General features: G+C 74.3%; 19 protein-coding genes. 4 read left to right on the forward strand and 15 right to left on the reverse strand.

Translation table 11 applies throughout. The features are described 5' to 3' along the window. Nucleotides 1-77: 77 nt before the first annotated feature. From AB0O09_RS21685 to AB0O09_RS21715, 7 genes are all read right to left on the reverse strand, one after another. Complete coding sequence (locus AB0O09_RS21685) at nt 78-452, reverse strand: hypothetical protein (protein ID WP_344621624.1); 375 nt, start codon at nt 450-452, stop codon at nt 78-80. 58 nt (nt 453-510) lie between these two features. Continuing rightward, nucleotides 511-945: a roadblock/LC7 domain-containing protein gene (locus AB0O09_RS21690; protein WP_344621625.1), complete on the reverse strand. Its 435-nt coding sequence runs from the start codon at nt 943-945 to the stop codon at nt 511-513. Nucleotides 946-982: 37 nt separating this feature from the next. Then, a complete protein-coding gene (locus AB0O09_RS21695; protein ID WP_363543561.1) occupies nt 983-1,996 on the reverse strand; it encodes a transcriptional regulator in 1,014 nt (337 codons plus the stop codon). Then, entirely contained in the window at nt 1,996-2,379 is a 384-nt protein-coding gene (locus AB0O09_RS21700; RefSeq protein ID WP_030268693.1) for a hypothetical protein, read from the reverse strand. Before AB0O09_RS21700 ends, AB0O09_RS21695 begins: the two co-directional genes overlap by 1 nt. Before the next feature lie 167 nt (nt 2,380-2,546). Further along, a complete protein-coding gene (locus AB0O09_RS21705) occupies nt 2,547-3,881 on the reverse strand; it encodes an MFS transporter (protein ID WP_363543563.1) in 1,335 nt (444 codons plus the stop codon). Beyond that, nucleotides 3,878-4,552: a helix-turn-helix domain-containing protein gene (locus tag AB0O09_RS21710; protein WP_363543565.1), complete on the reverse strand. Its 675-nt coding sequence runs from the start codon at nt 4,550-4,552 to the stop codon at nt 3,878-3,880. Before AB0O09_RS21710 ends, AB0O09_RS21705 begins: the two co-directional genes overlap by 4 nt. A gap of 64 nt (nt 4,553-4,616) precedes the next feature. Beyond that, nucleotides 4,617-6,215, reverse strand: a complete 1,599-nt coding sequence (locus AB0O09_RS21715; RefSeq protein WP_363543567.1) for an FAD-dependent monooxygenase — start codon at nt 6,213-6,215, stop codon at nt 4,617-4,619. Nucleotides 6,216-6,349: 134 nt separating this feature from the next. Here AB0O09_RS21715 and AB0O09_RS21720 point away from each other — a divergent pair, with 134 nt between their 5' ends. Beyond that, on the forward strand, nt 6,350-6,976 hold the full coding sequence (locus AB0O09_RS21720) for a TetR family transcriptional regulator (protein ID WP_363543569.1): 627 nt from the start codon (nt 6,350-6,352) through the stop codon (nt 6,974-6,976). Between the two features lie 279 nt (nt 6,977-7,255). Here the strand turns inward: AB0O09_RS21720 and AB0O09_RS21725 are convergent, their stop codons facing one another. The 3 genes from AB0O09_RS21725 to AB0O09_RS21735 form a co-directional block, all read right to left on the reverse strand. After that, nucleotides 7,256-9,619 carry an immune inhibitor A domain-containing protein gene (locus AB0O09_RS21725; RefSeq protein WP_363543571.1) on the reverse strand — a complete coding sequence of 788 codons (2,364 nt, stop codon included), beginning with the start codon at nt 9,617-9,619 and terminating at the stop codon, nt 7,256-7,258. A gap of 167 nt (nt 9,620-9,786) precedes the next feature. Then, the gene (locus tag AB0O09_RS21730) at nt 9,787-10,116 is read right to left on the reverse strand and encodes a metalloregulator ArsR/SmtB family transcription factor (protein WP_344621633.1); all 330 of its coding nucleotides are present in this window, start codon (nt 10,114-10,116) and stop codon (nt 9,787-9,789) included. Between the two features lie 44 nt (nt 10,117-10,160). Then, on the reverse strand, nt 10,161-10,535 hold the full coding sequence (locus AB0O09_RS21735) for a hypothetical protein (protein ID WP_363543572.1): 375 nt from the start codon (nt 10,533-10,535) through the stop codon (nt 10,161-10,163). A gap of 467 nt (nt 10,536-11,002) precedes the next feature. Here AB0O09_RS21735 and AB0O09_RS21740 point away from each other — a divergent pair, with 467 nt between their 5' ends. Continuing rightward, the gene (locus AB0O09_RS21740) at nt 11,003-13,846 is read left to right on the forward strand and encodes a DEAD/DEAH box helicase (RefSeq protein WP_363543574.1); all 2,844 of its coding nucleotides are present in this window, start codon (nt 11,003-11,005) and stop codon (nt 13,844-13,846) included. A 73-nt stretch (nt 13,847-13,919) separates the two neighbouring features. Here the strand turns inward: AB0O09_RS21740 and AB0O09_RS21745 are convergent, their stop codons facing one another. From AB0O09_RS21745 to AB0O09_RS21755, 3 genes are all read right to left on the reverse strand, one after another. After that, a complete protein-coding gene (locus tag AB0O09_RS21745; protein WP_363543650.1) occupies nt 13,920-14,831 on the reverse strand; it encodes a 5'-3' exonuclease in 912 nt (303 codons plus the stop codon). Between the two features lie 58 nt (nt 14,832-14,889). Next, nucleotides 14,890-16,008: a cation diffusion facilitator family transporter gene (locus tag AB0O09_RS21750; protein WP_363543576.1), complete on the reverse strand. Its 1,119-nt coding sequence runs from the start codon at nt 16,006-16,008 to the stop codon at nt 14,890-14,892. Between the two features lie 173 nt (nt 16,009-16,181). Beyond that, a complete protein-coding gene (locus AB0O09_RS21755; protein ID WP_344621637.1) occupies nt 16,182-16,910 on the reverse strand; it encodes a gamma-glutamyl-gamma-aminobutyrate hydrolase family protein in 729 nt (242 codons plus the stop codon). Between the two features lie 138 nt (nt 16,911-17,048). Here AB0O09_RS21755 and AB0O09_RS21760 point away from each other — a divergent pair, with 138 nt between their 5' ends. Then, nucleotides 17,049-17,708, forward strand: coding sequence for an SDR family oxidoreductase (locus tag AB0O09_RS21760; RefSeq protein WP_363543578.1), 660 nt, complete (start codon nt 17,049-17,051; stop codon nt 17,706-17,708). A 73-nt stretch (nt 17,709-17,781) separates the two neighbouring features. Beyond that, nucleotides 17,782-18,840, forward strand: coding sequence for a DUF2510 domain-containing protein (locus AB0O09_RS21765; RefSeq protein ID WP_363543580.1), 1,059 nt, complete (start codon nt 17,782-17,784; stop codon nt 18,838-18,840). A 30-nt stretch (nt 18,841-18,870) separates the two neighbouring features. On the opposite strand, the gene AB0O09_RS21770 is transcribed toward AB0O09_RS21765, so the two are convergent. Both AB0O09_RS21770 and AB0O09_RS21775 read right to left on the reverse strand, forming a co-directional pair. Beyond that, complete coding sequence (locus AB0O09_RS21770) at nt 18,871-20,067, reverse strand: amino acid deaminase/aldolase (protein ID WP_363543652.1); 1,197 nt, start codon at nt 20,065-20,067, stop codon at nt 18,871-18,873. 47 nt (nt 20,068-20,114) lie between these two features. Next, complete coding sequence (locus AB0O09_RS21775) at nt 20,115-20,393, reverse strand: hypothetical protein (protein WP_363543582.1); 279 nt, start codon at nt 20,391-20,393, stop codon at nt 20,115-20,117. Between the last annotated feature and the right edge of the window lie 58 nt (nt 20,394-20,451).

The raw sequence follows: 20,451 nt of genomic DNA on the forward strand, positions 1-20,451 counted from the left end.
GGTCGGCCCCGCCACTTTCGCCGGACGCACCGGCGGGCCGGGGGATCACCCCCGGCCCGCTGCCCGTTGTGCTGCTGTCAGACCTCCAGCTCGGCCTCGATGCGCTTGAGCTGATGGCGGGCCATCGCCAGGTTGGAACGCTGCTTGTCGATGGCGAGGTAGAGGAACAGACCCTTCCCGGAGCGGCTGGTGAGCGGCCGGATCAGGTGGTACTGCGTCGACAGGGTGATCAGGATGTCCTCGATCGCCTCCTTGAGGTTCAGCATCTCGATCGCCCGGACCTTGGCCCGGACCACGTCGGTGTTGCCGGCCGCGGCGACGTTCAGGTCGAGCTCCGGGCCGCCGCCGATGGTGCCGAGGGCCATACCGCTGTTGTAGTCGACGAGGGCAACGCCGATGGCGCCCTCGATCGAGCTCATCGCGTCCTTGAGTGCGTGCTCCGTGCTGGCCATGGTGGTTCCTTCCAGAAGGTGGATCGACGGTGTGTCGGTGATGCTCGGTCAAACGTGGTCAGGGGCGGTCCTGGCGCTCCAGGGCCGCATCGGCGATCGCGGCGATGCGGCCGCCGGCCCGGCGGGCCTCGAAGTGCAGTCGGCCGACATTGGCGTCCGGCCCGGCGAACAGCGTCAGCACGACGTAGCCGCCGGCCGCGTACGTCGCCGTGTAGCCGTGTTCGCCCCGGGTGAGCAGCTCGCGGAAACCGCCCTGGCCGCTCGCCTCGATCAACCTGGAACCGACGCCGAGGGCGGCCGCGGTCAGCGCCGCCAGGCCCTCCGGTTCCAGGCCGTTGGTGTCGTGCGCGACCACCAGCCCGTCGGTGGTGGCGACCAGCCCGCCGGTCAGGTGCGGCACGGTGGCGCGCAGCCCGCGCAGTTCGTTGAGCACCTCCGGCTCTGGCAGGGCCGGTGTCCGCTTCGCCGTGAACTGGCGCAGGGCGCGCTTCATGACGCGGCCCGGAACGGCGTACGGGCGGGTGGGACGCTCACAGTCGGGCCTCCAGGGCGGCTCGGATCCGGAGCAGCAGGGCGATCTCCGGATCTGGCGGGAAGTCGTGCAGCGCCGGCGACGGCAGCAGTACCTCCGGGTGGGCCGGGGGCGGCCCGGCCTGCGGTGGCACTCCGCCCGGCCGTACCGGTGCGGGCGACGGGACGGGTGGGGCCACCGGGCCGGTGGCCGGGCCGGCTGCGACGGCCGGGCCGACCGCGGCGACCGGCGCGGGCCCGTCCCTCACCGCCGGGGTCTCGACGAGCCCGACGGCCGCCAGGTGCCGGATGTCGAGCAGGGTGGTGTAGGCGGACCGGCCGAGCAGCCGGGCGATCTGGGCGGGTGTGCGGTACCCGTCGGCCGCGGCGAGCACCGCCCGCCGCCGGCCGCTGCAGGCGGCGGCCCTGCGGTCGGGGGTCGCCGGTTCGGTGCGGGCGCGGACGGGGGAGACGTCCAGGCCCGCGGCCGGGTGGGTGCGCTCCAGCAGCGCCCGCCGCCGGCCGACCGCGAGGCGCAGCTCGCCGGCGTCGAGCGGCCGGACCAGGGTCAGCCCGGGCCGCACCCCGGGCAGGAAGCCGATCGGGCCGTCGTTCTGCGGCAGCGCGAAGAACGCCGCGTCCAGGACGGCGGTGAGGTGGCAGAGCTCCAGCTCGCCGCGGCCGATCGCACCGGCGGCGACCAGGTGCTCGGCCGCGTTGCCGGTGCCGCGGGTCGCGGCCATCGCGTCCGCCCAGGTGCGGGCGGAGAGCCGGCCGGCCGAGGTGAGCAGGGTGCCGACGTCCGGGGTGGCCGGGCTCTCGGCGTGCACCACCTCGCCGTCGACCAGGTGGACGGTGCCGGCGGAGCCGTGCAGGGCGCCGGTGGCCCGGTCGGCGGCGAGGTCGGTGAGGGCGGCCTCGAAGACGGTGGCCGGGGCGAAGCCCGAGCGGTGCCTGCGGGGCAGCCTGGTCGTGGGGCGGTGGACGACCGGCAGGGGGGCCGGTGGCAGCATCGGCTGCAGGGTCGGCTGCATCAGGCGAGCACCAGTCCGTCGGCGATGGTGGCGAGCCGCAACCGGGCCATGGCGAGGTTGGCGGTGGCCCGGTCGAGGCGCAGGTAGAGGAAGACGCTGCTGTCGAACGCCGTCTCCACGAAGCGGATCAGGTGGTACGTGCCCGCCGAGGTGACGATGACGTCCTCGGCCGGGGCGGTTCTCGCGGCGGGGTCGGCGAAGGACGAGGTCTGGGTGATGGCCCTGGCCACCTCCGTGGCGTCGGCCGCCCCGGCGTCGTGGTCACCGCCGGGGCCGGCGCCGGCGGCGCCGAGGGCGAGGCCGCTGGTCCAGTCGACCAGGCTGGCACCGAGAGCCCCGGTGATGGTCATCGCCTCGATCAGGCAGTCGTCGATCCCCGGCAATGGTGTGCACCCCTCCTCAGCGCCCCCGTGACGCGTCCGTGGCCACGCCCTTACTGGCTGTAGCCCCAACGGGGCGTAACGCTACCGCGCCGTGGACGGTGCGGGGGAGGGTTCCAGCACTTTCCTCGGGCATATGCCCGACTCCCGGGATTTTCCCTGACGAGGGGTCAGGGTCCCTTCTCCTCCTGCGCGTCGGGCAGGTCGCGGAGGCCGGGGATCGGCGACGGCAGCAGCCAGAGGAACGAGGTGAGCGCGCCGATGGCGGCGACCCAGAGCGCCAGCCGCAGGCCTAGCGTGCTGCCGAGCACCCCTCCCAGAAGGGAACCTAGCGGACGGATGCCGTAGTTGACCGCCTGATAGGCGCCGGAGACCCGGGATCGGAGCCGATCCGGTATTACTGCCGCGAAGAGCGAGCCGACTGTGATATCGAGGAGCATCACGCCGATGCCCGAGCCGAAGACCGCGGCCAGCAGCAGCGCGACCACCGACAGGGTGCCGCCGTGCGCCGCGGGGACGAGCAGCAGCGGCGCCGGGTAGGCGATCAGCCCGAGCACCACGGCCCGGCCGATGCCGATCCGGCGGCTGATCCGGGCGGTCACCGTGGCGCCGATCAGCCCGCCGAGCGCGCCCGCGCTGAGGACGGCGCCGAGCAGGCCCGCGGACAGGCCGAGTTCGGTCGTCGCGTACAGCACGAACAGTGCGGCGATCATGAAGGTGAAGAGGTTCACCGTCGCCGTCCCCAGCAGCGCGGCCCGCATGATCGGGGTGGTGGTGATGAACTTCAGCCCGGCCGAGATGCGTCCGCGGGCCTTCGGCTCGGCGGGCGGCTCGGCCGGCCGGATGCTGCCGAGGGCGACCGCGGAGGCGAGGAAGGACAGTGCGTCGGCGACCAGTGCCAGCGGCGCCGCGAGCAGTTGCACCAGGCCCCCGCCGAGACCGGGCCCGGCCGCCGAGGACATCGCCCGACTGCCGTTGACCAGTGAATTGCCCTCGACGTAGCGCCCGTCCGGGACGACCGCCACGAACAGCGGCGCGTTGCAGACGTCGAACAGCACGGCGAAGGTGCCCATCGCGAAGGCCACCACGAACAGCTGGGTGAGCGTCAGGACGCCCAGCAGGAAGGCGAGCGGCACGGTGAGCAGCAGCACCGCCCGGGCGATGTCGGCGACGATCATCACCCGGCGGCGGTCGGAGCGGCCGTCCGCCCAGGTGCCGGCGTGCAGGGCGAAGAGCAGGCTGGGCAGCCAGCCGGCGGCGGTGAGCAGGCCCATCCGGCCGGCGTCGGCGTGCAGCGTACTGACGGCGACCAGCGGAAGCACGATGGTGGTGATCTGGTCGCCGACGGCCGAGACGGTCTGACCCGTCCAGTACCGGCGGAACTCGGTGATCCGGAGGAGGGCGGGTATCAGCCGCCGTCCGCGGCGGTCGGAGTGGCCGGGCCGGTCGGGGCCGGCGGGCGGCGCGGAGGGGTGCGTGCCGGTGGGCTCGGTCGTGGCGGTCACCGTGCCTCCTCCTCGGTGGGGCCCTGCGGGTGGTCGGAACGGTGCGGGCGGTCGGGTGCGGCGGGTTGGCCGCCGGGGGCCGGCAGGTCGACCGGGAGCGCCATCCGGACGACCAGCACCGGGCGGCTGCCGGCCGGACGGTCGGCCCCGGCGCCGAGGCGGTCCAGGTAGGGGCGGGTCAGCTCGTCCATCCGGGCGCCGAGTTCGGTGAGCTCCTCGGCGGTGAGGTGCAGCAGGGTGTCGCCGATTCCGGCGGCGCTGCGCCAGGCCGGCTCCTCCTCCGGCTGGGCCTCCAGCCAGCGGACGGCGAGGGCGGCGTACCGCTCGACCACCGTGCGCTGGAGGGCACCGGCCGCCCGGGCGGCGGCCGGGTCCGCGGCGGCGGTGTCCCAGCTCGTGAACAGGGCGGTGGCCCGCCACGGCTTCTCCCGGCCGCGCCCGCCGCCCGCCTCCTCCACCAGCCCGTACTTGGCGAGCTGACGGAGGTGGAAGGAGCAACTGGCGACGGACTCGCCGATCAGCTCGGCGGCGCGGGTGGCGGTGAGCGGGCCCTCGCGGCGGAGCAGTCCGACCAGCGCCATCCGGGTGGGGTGGGCGTACGCCTTCAGCGCCCGCGGGTCGCTGAGCTGCACGGTGGGTGGCACGTCCGGTGCCGGGTGCTCCTCGGTCATGCTTCTAAAGTTATCTTTAGAAAGAAGTCTTTACAAGCGGGCCGGGCTCCTGGCGGGCGGTGCCTCACAGGCCTCCCAGGTAGTCGAGGACGGCCTGCTCCTCGCCCTGGCGTGCGGTGAGTGCCACGTGGTTGTCCGGCCGGACCAGTACCAGTGCCGCGCCCTCGATGCCGTAGGCCCGCCGGGCGTGCCCGTCGGTGTCCCGCAGCCCGGCCGGGTCGTCCGCGTCCACCGTCACCGTGCGGACGTGTCCGGGCAGGTCGGCGGAGGGCTGGTGGCCGAAGGCGAGCAGGGTGAACCGGTCGCCCACGAACGTCTCCAGGAGCCGTATCGGGCGGCCCTCGGCGTCGGTGCAGGGGGCGTCCGGTGCGCGGTCGCCGGCCTGCAGGGACGTGCCGAGCCCGTCCTTCGCGAGCGGGCTCCAGCGGTACCCCAGCGAGAGGCCGGTGAGGTCGTCGACCCGGACGGCCTCCAGGCCGACGCCCGGCGTGCGGGCGCCCTCCGCCACCGCTGCCATCCCGGCGGTGGAGGTCCGCAAGGTCCAGGCGGCGATCGGCTGCCGCTCCTCCTCGTAGGTGTCGAGCAGGGTCGGCCGGGCGAGGCCGGTCAGGACGTGGCCCAGCTTCCAGCCGAGGTTCCACGCGTCCTGGATGCCGGTGTTCATCCCGAGCCCGCCCGCCGTCGGGTGGACGTGCGCGGCGTCGCCGGCGAGCAGCACCCGGCCGACCCGGTACTGCTCCGCCACCCGCACGTTGACCCGCCAGCTGGAGAGCCAGCCGGCCCCGCGGACCTCGATGGACTCGTCACCGGTGTACTCGGCGACGATGCGGCGGAACCCCTCCAGCGAGGGGGCGAGCGCCGTGCCGTCGGGGCCGGTCTCGGGGGTGGCCTGCACCTGCCACCGGCCGTCCTCGTCGCCGAACGGGCAGAGCAGCAGCGCGCCCTGCGGGCCGAACCACTGGTGCCACGCCGTGGGCTCCAGGCCGCCGATCTCCAGGTCGCCCACCACCATGGCCGGCTCCGGCTCGCTGTCGCCGGTGAAGGGGATGGCCAGCCGCTTGCGGACGGTGCTGCGCCCGCCGTCGCAGCCGACCAGGTACCGGGCCTCGATCTCCCGTCCGTCGGCGAGCCTGGCGGTGACCCGCTCGCCGTCCTGGGCGAACCCGGCGAGCCCGGTGCCGAACTCGACCGATCCGCCGAGATCCTCCAGCCGGCCCCGCAGCAGTGCCTCCACCCTGTCCTGCGGCAGGAAGAGCGAGCTGGGGTAGGGGGCGGCCGGGGTGGCCGGCGTCTCCGCCGCCGGGTCGGACTCGGCGACGAAGGCGCCCTCGAAGTAGCGGCGGAACGGCAGGTTGGTCCGGCCGGAGGCGAGCAGGGCTTCGGCCAGGCCGAGGTCGGCGAGCACCTCCAGGCTGCGGGCGTTGAGCGCCTTGCCGCGGGAGCCGGAGTGCGGCTCGGGCGCCAGCTCGACCACCCGGACGGCCACGCCCTGGCGGGCCAGCAGGCAGGCCAGCGTCAGGCCGGTCGGCCCGGCGCCCGAGATCAGGACGGACGTCGTCTCGCGGGCGGTGGCGGGCGTGATCCCGGACGCGGCGCCGGGTGCGGCGGTGGGCGTGGCGCCGGACATCGCGTCGGACATCGCGTCGGACATGGAGTCGGACATGGTGGAACTCCTCCCCTGGGGCCCGGACTCGGCTTCTGGAAGGCCCGGACGACGTCCATGGAACAGCAACCCGGTAAGAAGTGCAACCCGGTAACAAAAGAGCCCGAGTCAGTTCCCGGGTTAGAATCGCCGCCATGAACGAGCCGCCCGGTCTGCGGACCCTCAAGAAGGAGCGCACCCGGCAGGCGATCGCCGACACGGCGATCGGCCTGTTCCTCGCGCACGGCTTCGACGGGGTCTCGGTGCTCGAGATCGCCGCCGCCGCCGAGGTCTCCAAGCCCACCCTGTTCCGCTACTTCCCGACCAAGGAGGAGCTCGTCCTGCACCGGATGGCCGACCACCTCGGCGAGTCCGGCCGGGTGGTCGCCGCCCGCGGCCCGCAGGAGACCCCGCTGGACGCCCTCCAGCGCCACCAGCTCGACCGGCTCGCCGCCCGGGACGCGGTCACCGGCCTCTGCGCGGATCCCGAGGTCCTCGCCTTCCACCGGCTGGTCTACGGGACGCCCAGCCTCTCCTCCCACCTGCTGGACTGGATCGCCCGTGACACCGAGCTGCTCGCCGAGGCCCTCGGCGGCGAGGGCGAGCTGACGGCCCGGCTGCTCGCCGCCCAGTTCGTCTCGGTCCGGCAGGACCTCACCCGTATCAACTGGCGGCGGCTCTCCGACGGCGTGCCGGAGGCGGACGCCCATCGGCGGGCCGTCGAGGACACCGGCACCGCCTTCGCGCTGCTGCGCACCGGCGCGGCCGGCTTCGGCTACTGAGCCGGGGCCGCACGGGCCTCCCGCCCCGGCCCCCGGCCCCGGTTACCGACCCACCGCCCAGCCCCCCGCCCAGCCCCCGGGCCCTGGCCTCCCGAGCTCCCGAGCTCCCGCTGACCCGTCGGCCCCGGCCGGCCGGAACGCCACCGGCCCCCGGCGGAGATCCGCCGGGGGCCGGTGAGCCGGTCGTGCTGTCGCACCGTCAGGCCGGGGTGCAGTCGTGCCGTGGTGCTCCGGTGCCGTGCTGCCGGAGGGCCGGGGTGCGGCCGTCCGGGGCGGTGGTCAGGAGGCCGGGCCGACGCGGACGGTGGTGATCCGGCCGCCCTGGCTCTCCCGGACGACCTCGATCCGGGTGTTGGTGTCCGGGACGGCGACCGCGAGCTGGGGCAGCGCCGGGTCGGTGTAGACCCCGCGGTGGTCGTCGAAGGCCGGGACGGCCGGCTCGGCGCCGATCCGGACGGCCTCGCCCGCCTTGTGCAGGGTGAAGGCGGTGGTGCCCTTCAGCGAGAAGACCGCGTCGTAGGTCTGGGCCCGCCCGTTCACGAGGGTGCCGTCCTTGAAGCGGATCGCGCCCGGGTGCGCGTCCACCGGCAGGATCAGCCCGGCGCCGGGGTGGTCCTTGGTGTTGTTGTCGGAGTAGGCGGTGTCCCAGAGCCAGACCAGCACGCCCTCCTGGTAGGGGTAGGTGTCGATCACCCCGGCCTTGCCGGCCACCCCGGTCCACCCGAAGTTGTACGGCCCGGTCCGCAGGTAGGCGCCGTAGCCCGCGTACCGCCGGTTCTCGACCAGGTAGGCCCGCGGGTGCTCGCGCACCGCCGCGCGGCCCTGCACGACGGAGAAGCCGGTGGCCGTCCAGCCGGGGTCTCCGCCGTGCTCGGCGCCGTCCGCGAGGAGTTCGGTCCCGTCCGCGGTGATCCGGACGGCGTCGACCAGTGCGCCCTTGCCGTGCGTGTTGGAGTCCGAGGTGGTGTGGAAGCGCAGTTCCGCGCTGCTGCCGACGAGTCCGTCCAGCGGGACGTGCAGCTTCCGCCAGCCGCCGGAGGCACCGCTGAGGCCGGGGGTGCCGGCCGGGGTGGCGGGGACGGGTGCGCCGTCGACGGTGCCGGGCAGCGGCCGCCAGGTCTTCCCGCCGTCGGTGGAGGTCTCGACGGTGAGGAAGTCGTAGTCCTGCTCCAGGTCGTACCAGGCCGCTGCGTCCAGGGCGGCGGGGCCCGTCCGGCCGGTGAGGTCGACGGTGCGGGTGAGCGTGCTGTCGAGGTTGTCCCCGGTGTCGCTCCACCACTGGGCGCCCCCCTCGTACGGGTCGGCGAGGTCGGTGGTGGTGCGGCCCGGCGGCAGGTGCACCAGGACGGCCTGGGCCTGGTCGGTGTTGTAGCCGCTCACCCCGAGGGCGTGGCTGGAGCGGGTGGCGGCCTGCGCCTCGTCGTAGTTCAGCCAGCCGAGCTGGAGGCGGCTCCAGGCGTCGAGGTCGCCCGGGTACTCGCCGGTGGTGTTCTTCCGTCCGGTGCCCAGGTAGGAGCCGGAGGACATCAGCGACCAGAAGTTGACGGAGTTGTCGCCGCCGGTCAGCGGATAGAGGTCGGGCAGGCCGAGGTTGTGGCCGTACTCGTGGGAGAAGAGGCCCACGCCGCTGTTCTCGCCGGCCTGCAGGTAGTCGTAGACGTAGAGGCCGCTGTCGCCGACCGGGACGCCGCCGATACGGTCGCCGGCCGGGCCGGTGCTGCCGGTCGGGTCGGGGAAGGCCCAACTGCGGTGCGCCCACAGCGCGTCGGTGCCCTGGGCGCCGCCGCCCCAGGTCTCGTCGACGCCGGCGTGCACCACGATCACGTTGTCGAGGTAGCCGTCCGGCTGGTCGAAGTCGCCGTCCTTGTCGTGGTCGTAGCGGTCGTGGACGTCGTACCGGGCGAGTTCGGCCTTCACGTCGGCCGGGGTGCGGCCCTTGGCGATCTCGCCGTCGTACCAGGCCTTCACGGCGTCCCGGACGAACTCCTGGGTCTGCGTCCAGGCGCCGCTGCCCTGCGGGCCCTTGTTGCTGCCGTACCGGGCCTCGTTCCAGGGGACGGTCACCCAGTCGCTGACGGTGCCGTCGATGTCGTACCGGCCGGAGGACTGGGTGCGGTAGTAGTTGCGGACGGAGTTGGCGCCGGGCGTCGCGTCGAAGAACATCCGGCGGTAGTAGTCCCGGTCGAAGTCGGCCTTCCAGAAGGTGTGGGTGTCGCTCGCGTCGGGCCGGGGGATGGCGTTGTGGCGCGGGCCGGGGGTGCCGCCGTAGCGGGGCTGGCCGTTCCACTGGCTGGTGGAGTCCACCTGGTCGCCGAACTGGGCGAGGATCACGAAGACCTTGTCGCGGCGCTCCACGCCGAGCTGGACGTAGTCGTCGCCGATCCGGACCTTCGAGGGTGCGCGGTGGTCGGGGGTGCGGGCGACGGTGCCGCGGTTGAGCCGTTCCAGCGCCTCGGTGCGCAGGGCCTGGCGCCGGCGCTCCTGCGGGACGGGGTCGGGCTGCGGGCCCTCGGTCCCGGGGGCGGCTTCGGCGGCGAGCCGCGGACCTGCGGGTAACGGCGCGGCCGCGGCGCCGGGTATGCCGACGGCGAGGGCGCCGAGGGCGAGCACGGCCGCGAGGGCCGTGGAGGGTGTGCGCTTCAACGGGGACCGGTCCTTCCGGGCGGGGGTGGTCGGATGAGCGCGGGTAATATTTCACATGTCATCGGTCACATGGAAGACGTGTGAACGTGCGTCATCGATCCCCCGCCCGGCGGACGGTGGTCGTCGAGGTGCATGGGAGAGGAGGGGTGTGCGCGGCCGTCGGGCCGTCAGTCGGAGGCTCTGAGCTCCGCGAGCAGCACGCCCTGGTCCTGGATGAGCTCCGTCAGGATGCGGCGGGCCGCGCGGAGCAGGTCGGCGACATCGGCGCCGGCCAGTGCGTAGACGACGGTGGAACCCTCCCGGGTGGCCGTCACCAGCCCGGCCCGGCGCAGCTGGCCGAGCTGTTGGGAGAGGCTGGACGGCTCGATGTCGATGTCCGCGAGCAGTTCACGGACGGGCGTGGGGCCGGCCTGCAGCAGCTCCAGCACCCGGATGCGGACGGGATGGCCGAGCATCCGGAAGAACTCCGCCTTGGCCTGGTACAGCGGTACGGGCACGCGGCCCCCTCTCCGGCTCCGGGTCGATGCGGCCGCGGGTGGGCTCAGACCTCAAGGTTGGCCTCGATCCGCCGCAGCTGGTGGCGGGCCATGGCGAGGTTGGAGCGGCTGCGGGCGAGCGCCAGGTAGAGGAAGAGGCCGCGGCCGCCGGAGGTGGTGAGCGGCCTGATCAGGTGGTACTGGCTGCTGAGCGTGATCAGGATGTCCTCGATCTCGTTGTCGTGCAGGTTGAGCATCTCCATCGTCCGCATCTTGGCCCGGACGAGGTCGGTGTTGCCGGCGGCGGCCACGTTGAGGTCGAGCTCGGCGGAGTCGCCGAGCGTCCCGAGGGCCATGCCGCTGCCGTAGTCGACCAGGGCGACGCCGATCGCGCCCTCGATCGTCATGGCCTCCTTGAGCGCGGTCTCCGGGTTCGCCATCGTCTTCCTCCTGCTGTCGCGGTCCCCGCACCGTTCGGGCGGGTTCGGCAACGACTGTAGGGAGACGGTCGGGAATCTTCGCTGGATGACCGGAATCGATCGCGGATGAGTGATCAGCGGTCATGTGGCGTCGATTCGGCGACGACTTGAAGACATTTGCAACTAAGGATGTGATTGAACTGCCAGTCCGAGGCCCACCTTCGAACACATCTGCGACCCGTCGCAGCGGCCCGACCGCACCCCGTGACCACCCGCCCGCGGCGGTCCGCGAGGGACCCGGAAAAGGGTGCTATCGATGTCGGCCACGCCGGGTAACCTCTGGGCGAGATGCTCGATCACACCCACCACACCAGCTGCGCCCCGGCCGGACGGACAGTCCGGACGGCCCCGCAGCCGCAGGCGTCGCCGTCTGCGCACCCGTCCGGCCCGCACGGGCAGCACTCCCACGGGAAGAGAAGGTGACGCCGATGAACGCCCCCCTGCCCGAGGAGCAGCTCAGTCCCGCCGAGGCCTACGCGGCCTCCCGCCGCCGCGCCGCCGAACAGGCCACCGCGCTGTACGGTTTCCAGCAGCTCTACGACTTCCCGCTCGACCCCTTCCAGATCGAGGCCTGCCGGGCCCTGGAGGCCGGCGAGGGCGTCCTGGTCGCCGCGCCGACCGGATCCGGCAAGACCATCGTCGGCGAGTTCGCCGTCCACCTGGCCCTGGCGAGCGGCCGCAAGTGCTTCTACACCACGCCGATCAAGGCGCTCTCCAACCAGAAGTTCGGCGACCTGGTCAAGCGCTACGGCGCCGACAAGGTCGGCCTGCTCACCGGCGACAACAGCGTCAACGGGGACGCGCCGGTGGTCGTCATGACCACCGAGGTGCTCCGCAACATGCTCTACGCGGGCTCCAGCTCCCTCAACGGCCTCGGCTACGTGGTGATGGACGAGGTGCACTACCTGGCCGACCGCTTCCGCGGCGCCGTCTGGGAGGAGGTCATCATCCACCTCCCCGAGTCCGTGGTGCTGGCCTCGCTCTCCGCCACCGTCTCCAACGCCGAGGAGTTCGGAGACTGGCTGGACACCGTGCGCGGCGGCACCAGGGTGATCGTCTCCGAGCACCGCCCCGTGCCGCTGTGGCAGCACGTCATGGCGGGCAACCGGATGTACGACCTGTTCGCCAACCCGGACCGCGACGGCCGCCCCAAGGACGCCCCGCGCAACCCCGCCAAGGCGGTCAACCCCGAGCTCGTCCGGCTCGCCCGTTCCGAGCTGGACCGCGGCGGCCGGGACCGCTTCGCCAAGGGCCGCGGCCGCTCCATGCCCGCCGGCCGGCCCGGCCGGGTCTGGACCCCGGGCCGGATCGACGTCATCGAACGCCTCGACGCCGAGGGCCTGCTGCCCGCCATCACCTTCATCTTCAGCCGGGCCGGCTGCGAGGCCGCCGTCCAGCAGTGCCTCTCCTCGGGCCTGAGACTCAACCGCGACGGCGAGCGCCGTCAGGTCCGCGAGATCGTCGAGCAGCGCTGCCAGGACATCCCCGACGAGGACCTGCACGTCCTCGGCTACTTCGAGTGGCTGGACGGCCTGGAGCGCGGCATCGCCGCCCACCACGCCGGCATGCTGCCGCGCTTCAAGGAGGTCGTCGAGGAGCTCTTCGTGAAGGGCCTGGTCAAGGCCGTCTTCGCGACCGAGACCCTCGCCCTCGGCATCAACATGCCCGCCCGCTCGGTGGTCATGGAGAAGCTCGTCAAGTGGAACGGCGAGACCCACGCCGACATCACCCCCGGCGAGTACACCCAGCTCACCGGCCGGGCCGGCCGCCGCGGCATCGACGTCGAGGGCCACGCCGTGGTGCTCTGGCAGCGCGGCCTCGACCCGGAGGCGCTGGCCGGCCTCGCCGGCACCCGCACCTACCCGCTCAAGTCCTCCTTCCGCCCCTCGTACAACATGGCGGTCAACCTGGTCGGGCAGTTCGGCCGGCACCGCTCCCGCGAGCTGCTGGAGACCTCCTTCGCCCAGTTCCAGGCGGACCGCTCGGTGGTCGGCATCGCCCGCCAGGTCCAGCGCAACGAGGAGGGCCTGGAGGGCTACCGCGAGTCGATGACCTGTCACCTCGGCGACTTCGACGAGTACATGGCGCTGCGCCGGCAGCTGAAGGACCGTGAGAACGAGCTGGCCCGCGAGGGCACCAGCCAGCGCCGGGCCGCCGCCGTCGAGGCCCTCGAACAGCTCAAGCCCGGCGACGTCATCCACGTGCCCACCGGCAAGTTCGCCGGCCTCGCCCTCGTCCTCGACCCCGGCCTGCCGCCGGTCGCCCGGGGCGGGCGCGGCGGCCCCCGGCACCCCGACTACCAGGACGGGCCCCGCCCGGTGGTGCTCACCGCCGAGCGCCAGGTCAAGCGCCTCGCCATGATCGACTTCCCGTACCCGGTCGCCGCCGTCGAGCGCGTGCGGATCCCGAAGTCCTTCAACCCGCGCAGCCCGCAGTCCCGCCGGGACCTCGCCTCCGCGCTGCGCACCAAGGCCGGCCACCTCGAACCCGAGCGGTACCGCCGCGGCCGCGCCGCCGCCGCGGACGACCCGGAGATCACCCGGCTCCGCGCCGAGCTGCGCCGGCACCCCTGCCACGGCTGCGACGAGCGCGAGGACCACGCCCGCTGGGCCGAGCGCTACCACCGGCTGCACCGCGACACCGAGCTGCTGGAACGCCGGATGCGCTCGCGCACCCACACCATCGCGCGCACCTTCGACCGGGTCTGCGGCCTGCTCGCCGACCTCGGCTACCTCCAGGGCGACACCGTCACCGACGACGGCAAGCGGCTCGGCCGGCTCTACGGCGAACTCGACCTGCTCGCCTCGGAGTGCATCCGCGAGGGCGTGTGGAAGGGCCTGTCCGCCGCCGAGCTCGCGGCCTGCGCCTCGGCACTGGTGTACGAGGCCCGGCAGTCCGACGACGCCGTCGCCCCGCGCGTCCCGGAGGGCGCCGCCAAGGAGGCGCTCGGCAAGATGATCCGGATCTGGGGCCACCTCGACGCCCTGGAGGAGCAGCACCGGATCTCCACCGCGGAGGGCGTCGGTCAGCGCGAGCCCGACCTCGGCTTCGCCTGGGTCGCCTGGCGCTGGGCGCTCGGCCACAACCTGGACGCCGTCCTGCGCGACGCCGAGCTGCCGGCCGGCGACTTCGTCCGCTGGACGAAGCAGCTGATCGACGTCCTCGGCCAGATCCAGGACGCCGCCGGCGAGGACACCGACCTGCGGAGCACCGCCCGCAAGGCGGTCGACTCCCTCCGCCGAGGCATCATCGCCTACTCCTCGGTCGGCTAGCGGTCCACCGGCGGTGCCGCCGGGTGTGCGGGGCGATCCCCGCGCGCCCTGCGGCACCGCCCCCGCAGCCGCATCAGGACGCGGCGTCCGCCAGCACCGCGACGACGCGTTCGAGCGAGCCGCCGAGGCCCCAGCGTTCGGCGAGCGCCTCCAGGGCCATCGGGTCGAGGGGCTCGGCGGGCAGGGCCGGGTCGAAGGCGGGCAGCGGCACGTCGGTGGCGACCCGGACGACCGTGGGCGCGACGTCCAGGTAGGCGGCGCCCTCCAGGAGGTTCCTCCGCCGGGCGGGGGTGAGCTTGGAGGTCGGGTCGGCGGCCGCGGCGCGCACCCCGGCCAGGTCGCCGTAGCTCTGGATCAGCTGGGCGGCGGTCTTCTCGCCGATCCCCTTGACCCCGGGCAGGCCGTCGCTGGCGTCGCCGCGCAGCGCGGCCATGTCCGCGTACGAGGCCCCGTCGACGCCGTACTTCTCCAGCAGGTGGGCGTCGTCGACGCGTTCGGCCGAGCCGACGCCCTTGACCGGGTAGAGCACGGTGACGCCGCGGGCGTCGTCGACCAGCTGGAAGAGGTCGCGGTCGCCGGTGACGATCTCCACCGGCCCCGCGGCGCGGGTGGCGAGGGTGCCGATGACGTCGTCGGCCTCGTAGCCGGGGGCGCCGACCCGGGCGATGCCGAGGGCGTCGAGCACCTGCTCGATCACCGGCACCTGCGGGGAGAGCGTGTCGGGGATCTCCTCCTCGCCCTCGACCGAGGGCTCGGCCGCCAGCCGGTGCGTCTTGTAGGTGGGGACGAGGTCGACCCGCCACTGCGGGCGCCAGTCGGCGTCCATGCAGGCGACCAGCTGGTCCGGCCGGTGGTCCTGGACGAGACGGGCGATGAAGTCGAGCAGCCCGCGGACGGCGTTCACCGGCTCGCCCTCGGGGGACTTCAGGGACTCCGGGACACCGAAGTAGGCACGGAAGTAGAGGCTCGCCGTGTCGAGCAGCATCAGGCGCGGTGCGGTCACCCTCCGCATCATGCCGTACCCGTCCGACGGCCGGGGGCCGTCAGTGCCGGTGCGGACCGCTGCGGTGCACGGGGCCGTGCGCGTCCGCGCAGTGCTCCTGCCCGTCGGCCGCGGCCTGCCCGTCGGCCTCCGCCGAACGGCCGATCTGCAGCAGCTCCTGCGCTCCCTCCTCGCCGACGTGGTCGACCTGGAGGGTGGCGTGGGCGATCCCGTACTCGTCGCGGACCCGGCGCTGCAGCTCGCGGCGGACGGCGTGGCAGTCCCCGCCGGGGGCGACCAGGACGTGCGCGGACAGCGCCGGCTCGCCGGAGGTGATCTCCCAGATGTGCAGGTCGTGGATCTCCTCGACCAGCGGCACCGCGACCAGCCGGTCCGCCACCGTGTCCGGGTCGACGCCGGCCGGGGCGGCCTCCAGGAAGATCCGGGCGGAGTCGCGGACGAGCCCGGTGCCGGCCCGCAGCATCAGCCCCACCACCACCAGCGAGGCGATCGCGTCCGCCCGGACGAATCCGGTGAGCATCACCACGAGACCGGCGATCGCGGTCGCGATGAAGGCGTAGAGGTCGGTGAGCACGTGCTGGAAGGCGCCCTCGACGTTGAGCGAGCTGCGGTTGGCCCGGGACATGCACCAGGTGGCCGCGAGGTTGACCACGATCCCGACCAGCGCGGTGTACAGCACCAGCGAGCCGTGCACCTCCGGCGGGTCGATCAGCCGGGTGACCGCCTCGTAGCCGAGCCAGGCGGAGAGCACCAGCAGGGTGACGCCGTTCGCCTGGGCGGAGAGGATCTCGGCCCGCTTCAGGCCGTAGGTGTAGCCGCCGCGGGCGGGCCGGGCGGCCAGGCGCATGGCGACCAGGGCGAGCGCGATCGAGGCCGCGTCGGTCAGCATGTGCGCGGCGTCCGAGATCAGCGCCAGCGAGGAGGCCGCCAGGCCGACCACGACCTCGCCCGCCATGAAGACGGTGATCAGCACCAGGGCGGAGACCAGCCAGCGGCGGTCGGCGTCGGCGGACACCCCGTGGCCGTGCGCGTGGCCCTTCCCGCCGTGCCCGTGCCCGTCGTGGGCACCGTGCCCGTCCGGCGTGCGGTCGTGGTCGCCGTGTTCGTGCAGGGCCGTCCCGTGGGCGCCGCGGTCGTGCTCGTGGTGCTCGCCGGCCATCGGAGTCCTCTCGTGCACGTGCTGCCCGTGCGGGCGGCGGAAGGCGCCCGCACCCGAAGTGAACCCCAGAACGGACGAAGATCCAAAGCCTGCACTGGTGACCGTTGTCGTTGCCGCGCAGGACCGTTCGGGCGACGGCGCCGCGATCCCCCACGCGGCCGGGCCGGCGCGGGTCAGGCGGTGACGGCGGCCTGGGCGCGCACCGCGGCCGCGGTCCGCACCAGGGCGGTCATCAGCCGCAGGTCGTCGCCCTGCTCGGGGTGCCACTGGACGCCGAGGGTGAACCCGGCGCCCTCGATCGCCTCGACCGTGCCGTCCTCGGCCCAGGCGGACACCGACAGCCCCTGGCCGAGGCGGTCGACCGCCTGGTGGTGGTAGGTGGGGACGTCCACCGAGGGGTCCGGCAGCAGCTCGCCGAGCAGGGTGCCGGGCACCGGCCGCACCGCGTGGCGCCCGTAGGTGCCGGGTGCGCCGATGTGGCCGTGGTGGCCGACCACGTCCGGCAGGTGCTGCAGCAGGGTGCCGCCGCGGACCACGTTGAGCAGCTGCATGCCGCGGCAGATCCCGAGCACGGGCAGCTCGGCGGCGAGCGCGGCGCGCAGCAGCGCGGACTCCCAGACGTCCCGCTCGGGCTCGCCGCCGTCGGTCTCGGGGTGGCGGGCGGCGCCGTAGCGGGCGGGGTCGATGTCGGCGCCACCGGCGATCACCAGCGCGTCGATCCGGGCGACGGCGTCGGCGGCGTGTTCGGCCGCGTCCGGCGGCAGCAGCACGGCGAGCCCGCCGGCTGCCTGCACCACGGACGGGTAGCGCTCGGCCAGCAGGACGGTGCGGATGCTGTCCCAGCGGCCCCAGGCCGCGTCGAGGACGGAGGTGCTGATGCCGATCACGGGCCGAGGAGTCATGGCGGGCATTCTGCCTCCTCACGGGCCGCCGTGGCGCGATCGGGCAGTGCGGCACGCGCCACACCGCCGCCGTCGGCGGTACGACGTACGGTAATCGTGTCGTGTCGGAACGTGCTCGGCGAGTGGCGGAGGTGCCCGATGACGGGAGCGGAACCGGGGGCGCCCCGGCGGTTGGCCGGCCGGGTCGCGGTGGTGACCGGGGTGAGCGGCTTCGCGGGGGAGGCCGGGGCCGCGGTGGCCCGGCGGCTCGCCGCGGAGGGCGCCCGGGTGGTGTGCGCGGACCCGGACGAGAAGGCGGGGCAGGCGGTGGCCCGCTCGGTGGGCGGCCCGTTCGTGCACACCGACCCGCTGGACGAGTACATGGCGGAGGCGCTCTTCGACGAGGCGTACGAGACCCTCGGCGGGGTGGACGCGGTGGTGAACGGCCCGTGCGGGGCGCCGCCCGCCGACGGCCCGGCACTGGAGGTGCCGCCGGACACCTGGCGGGTCGTCCAGGACACCCGGCTGACCGCCGTCTTCTTCTGCTGCCGGGCCGCCCTGCCCTACCTGCGGCGGCACGGGCACGGCTCGGTGGTCAACCTGGCCGGTCCGGCGGCCGAGGGCGGGCTGGCCGCCGCGGTCGCCGCGGCCGGGGTCGGCGCGCTCACCCGGGAACTCGCGGACGCCTTCGGACCGGAGGGCATCCGCTTCAACGCGCTCGGCGGCGGCGACGCGGAACGGCTCGCCGCCGCGGCGGCCTGGCTCGCGAGCGACGACTCCGCCGGGGTCAACGGCAGCCTGGTCCGATTCTCACCGTAATCTCATCGCGAACAGGGCGTTTCGGCCCTCCTGCTGATATGGCGCTTATCCGCCCGCCCTTAGATTCGACGGCGTGAGCGAGCAGATTCCCGCCGGGTGGTACCCGGACCCGAAGGACACCACCAGCGACCCCCGGCCCGAGCGCTACTGGGACGGCAAGGGCTGGACGGCGACCACCCGTCCCGCACCCGGTGCCGAGACGCCCGCACCCGGTGCCGAGGCTCCCGCAACGGCCCCCGGGGCGGCCGCGGACGGCGACGGGCCCACCGTGATCGAGGGCCGCGTCCTGGACGACGGGCCGACGGTCCGCTACCCGGAGATGCCGACGGCCGTCCCCGCCCCGCCGAAGCCCCGCCGGCGCCCCTCGCGCCCGGTGGTCGTGGCGGCGGCCGTGGCCGCGGTGGCCGGCCTCGCGGTCGGCTCCGGCATCACCTACCTGGCCATGGACGACGACGGCGACCGGGCGTCGGCGGCCCGCCCCTTCGACGGCCGCCACCGCCTCGGCGGCAACGGCTCGGACGGCTTCGGCTTCCCCGGCCTCCCCGGTCAGAACGGCGGCCAGGGCGGGGGGAACGGGAACGGCCAGGGTGGTGACGGCCAGGGCGGCGGGAACGGCCTCGGCCGCGGCGGCCGGAACGCCACGACCGCCGTCGACGTGGTGAACGGCATCAGCCTCCCGGTGCCCTCCGGCTGGCAGGGCGCCACCACACCCGACGGGCACGCCGCGCTCTCCATCGGCTCGTACACCTGCCCCGACGGCGAGGGCACCTGCTCGCTCGGCGGCGCCTCCACCGGCACCGTCGAGGGCGGCGACGCCAAGCAGGCCGCCCTCACCGACATCGCCGTCGCGGCCAAGGAGGCCTACGGCGACGTGAAGTCCCACCAGGAGCTCAAGTCGGAGGCGGTCACCGTCGCCGGGCGCAGCGGCTACCTCGTCCGTTGGAAGGTCGACGCCCCGCAGGGCAACGACGGCTACGTGGAGACGGTGGTCTTCCCCGGCGTGAAGTCGGGCAGCCTGGTCGCCGTCCACCTCGGCTTCGACATCGCCGACAAGGCGCCCGACCTCGCCCAGATGGACACCATCGTCAAGGGCATCGCCGCCGCGAAGGCGACCGGCCCCGGCGGCACCTGACGGATCCCCGACCACCCGGCGGGGCGCGCCTCAGAGGAAGGCGCGCCCCTCGCCGCGGTAGGTCGGCACCGTCTCCACCACCCGGTCGCCCTCCACCAGGTGGAGTTCCGCGAAGCGCTCGCAGAGCTCGCCGGCCTTGGCGTGCCGGAACCACACCCGGTCGCCGATCAGCAGGTCGTCGGCGGCCGTACCGAGCAGCGGCGTCTGCACCTCGCCCGCGCCCTCCTGCGGGTCGTAGCGCAGGCCCTCCGGCAGGTACGGCACGGGGGAGCGGTCACCGCCGGCCGGACCGGAGGCCGGGTAGCCGCCGCCGAGCACCGTCACCACGCCCACCCCGGGCCGGCGGACCACCGGCTGGGCGAACAGCGCCGCGGGCCGCCCCCGGAACGACGCGTAGTTGTCGAACAGCCGGGGTTGGTACAGGCCCGACCCCGCCGCGACCTCGGTGACGGCCGATTCGGCCACCGTCGACTCCACGCTGCCGGTGCCGCCGCCGTTCACGAACTCCAGCTCCGCGACCTGCCGCAGCCGCTGCACCACCGCGGCCCGCCGCTCGGCCAGCTCCGCCCGGGCCCGGGTCTGCATCATCCGCACCAGCTGCGAGCGCAGCGGTCGGCCGGCGACCCGGTCGCCGACGCCGGCGATGTGGCCCTCGTAGGCCATCAGGCCGACCACCTCGAAGCCCGGCCGGTTCTGCACCAGTTCGGCGAAGGCGCCCAGGGCCTCGGGAGTGCGCAGCGGCGAGCGCCGGGCGCCGAAGCGGACCCGTCCGCCGAACAGCTCCAGCGAGGTGTCCAGCTCCAGGCAGACCCGGACGGTCTCCGGGCCCCCGCGGGAGGAGTCGATCAGGTCCAGCTGCGAGGGGTCGTCCACCAGGACGGTGATCGCCCCGGCGAGCTCGGGATCGTCGGTGAGCTCGCCGAAGCCGGTCCGGTCGGCCGACGGGTAGGCGAGCAGGACGTCGGTGAAGCCCTGGCGGGCCAGCCAGATCGACTCGGCCAGGGTGAAGCTCATGATCCCGGCGAAGCCCTCGGCGGCCAGCACCCGCTCCAGCAGGGCGCGGCAGCGCACCGACTTGCTCGCCACCCGGACCGGCTTGCCCCCGGCCCGGCGCACCAGGTCGGCCGCGTTGGCGTCGAACGCGGCCAGGTCGACGATCGCGAACGGCGCGTCGAGGTGCGCGGTGGCCCGGTCGTACCGGGAGCGGTCCGAGACGGCGCCGGACACGGCGGGGGCGAGGTCGGTGGCCATGGCGGCAGCGTCCCACACGGTGGCTACCGCTGGGTAGAGGCGGCGACCGGGGAAGCGGCCGCTCCGGACGCGGCCGGGGACGCGGTGGGGGAGACCGTCGCGGACGGCGTGGCGGAGGTCAGGCTGTCGGCGGCCGCGGCGGCCACCGACTCCACCAGGGCGATGCCCTCCTCCTTGGTGTCCGAGCCGTCGGTCAGCACCGCCACCAGCAGCTCGCGCCCGTCGTGCACCACCCGGCCGATGCTGTTGACCACCCAGGCCCCTTCCGCCGTCCGCGGCAGCCAGCCGTTCTTGAGGTGCACCGCGCGGTCGTCGTCCGCGCGGTGTCCAGCACGGCGACCGCCAGGTGGCCGCCGCCGT

This window comes from Kitasatospora sp. NPDC093679 (assembly GCF_040683455.1).
GTDB lineage: Bacteria > Actinomycetota > Actinomycetes > Streptomycetales > Streptomycetaceae > Kitasatospora > Kitasatospora arboriphila.

Excerpts from the sequence above, each read along its gene's own strand:
- AB0O09_RS21755 (WP_344621637.1), bottom strand. The coding sequence starts at position 16,910 with ATGACTCCTCGGCCCGTGATCGGCATCAGCACCTCCGTCCTCGACGCG.
- AB0O09_RS21720 (WP_363543569.1), top strand. The coding sequence starts at position 6,350 with ATGAACGAGCCGCCCGGTCTGCGGACCCTCAAGAAGGAGCGCACCCGG.
- AB0O09_RS21690 (WP_344621625.1), bottom strand. The coding sequence starts at position 945 with ATGAAGCGCGCCCTGCGCCAGTTCACGGCGAAGCGGACACCGGCCCTG.
- AB0O09_RS21740 (WP_363543574.1), top strand. The coding sequence starts at position 11,003 with ATGAACGCCCCCCTGCCCGAGGAGCAGCTCAGTCCCGCCGAGGCCTAC.
- AB0O09_RS21750 (WP_363543576.1), bottom strand. The coding sequence starts at position 16,008 with ATGGCCGGCGAGCACCACGAGCACGACCGCGGCGCCCACGGGACGGCC.
- AB0O09_RS21745 (WP_363543650.1), bottom strand. The coding sequence starts at position 14,831 with ATGCTGCTCGACACGGCGAGCCTCTACTTCCGTGCCTACTTCGGTGTC.
- AB0O09_RS21695 (WP_363543561.1), bottom strand. The coding sequence starts at position 1,996 with ATGCAGCCGACCCTGCAGCCGATGCTGCCACCGGCCCCCCTGCCGGTC.
- AB0O09_RS21685 (WP_344621624.1), bottom strand. The coding sequence starts at position 452 with ATGGCCAGCACGGAGCACGCACTCAAGGACGCGATGAGCTCGATCGAG.
- AB0O09_RS21760 (WP_363543578.1), top strand. The coding sequence starts at position 17,049 with ATGACGGGAGCGGAACCGGGGGCGCCCCGGCGGTTGGCCGGCCGGGTC.
- AB0O09_RS21710 (WP_363543565.1), bottom strand. The coding sequence starts at position 4,552 with ATGACCGAGGAGCACCCGGCACCGGACGTGCCACCCACCGTGCAGCTC.
- AB0O09_RS21715 (WP_363543567.1), bottom strand. The coding sequence starts at position 6,215 with ATGTCCGACTCCATGTCCGACGCGATGTCCGACGCGATGTCCGGCGCC.
- AB0O09_RS21735 (WP_363543572.1), bottom strand. The coding sequence starts at position 10,535 with ATGGCGAACCCGGAGACCGCGCTCAAGGAGGCCATGACGATCGAGGGC.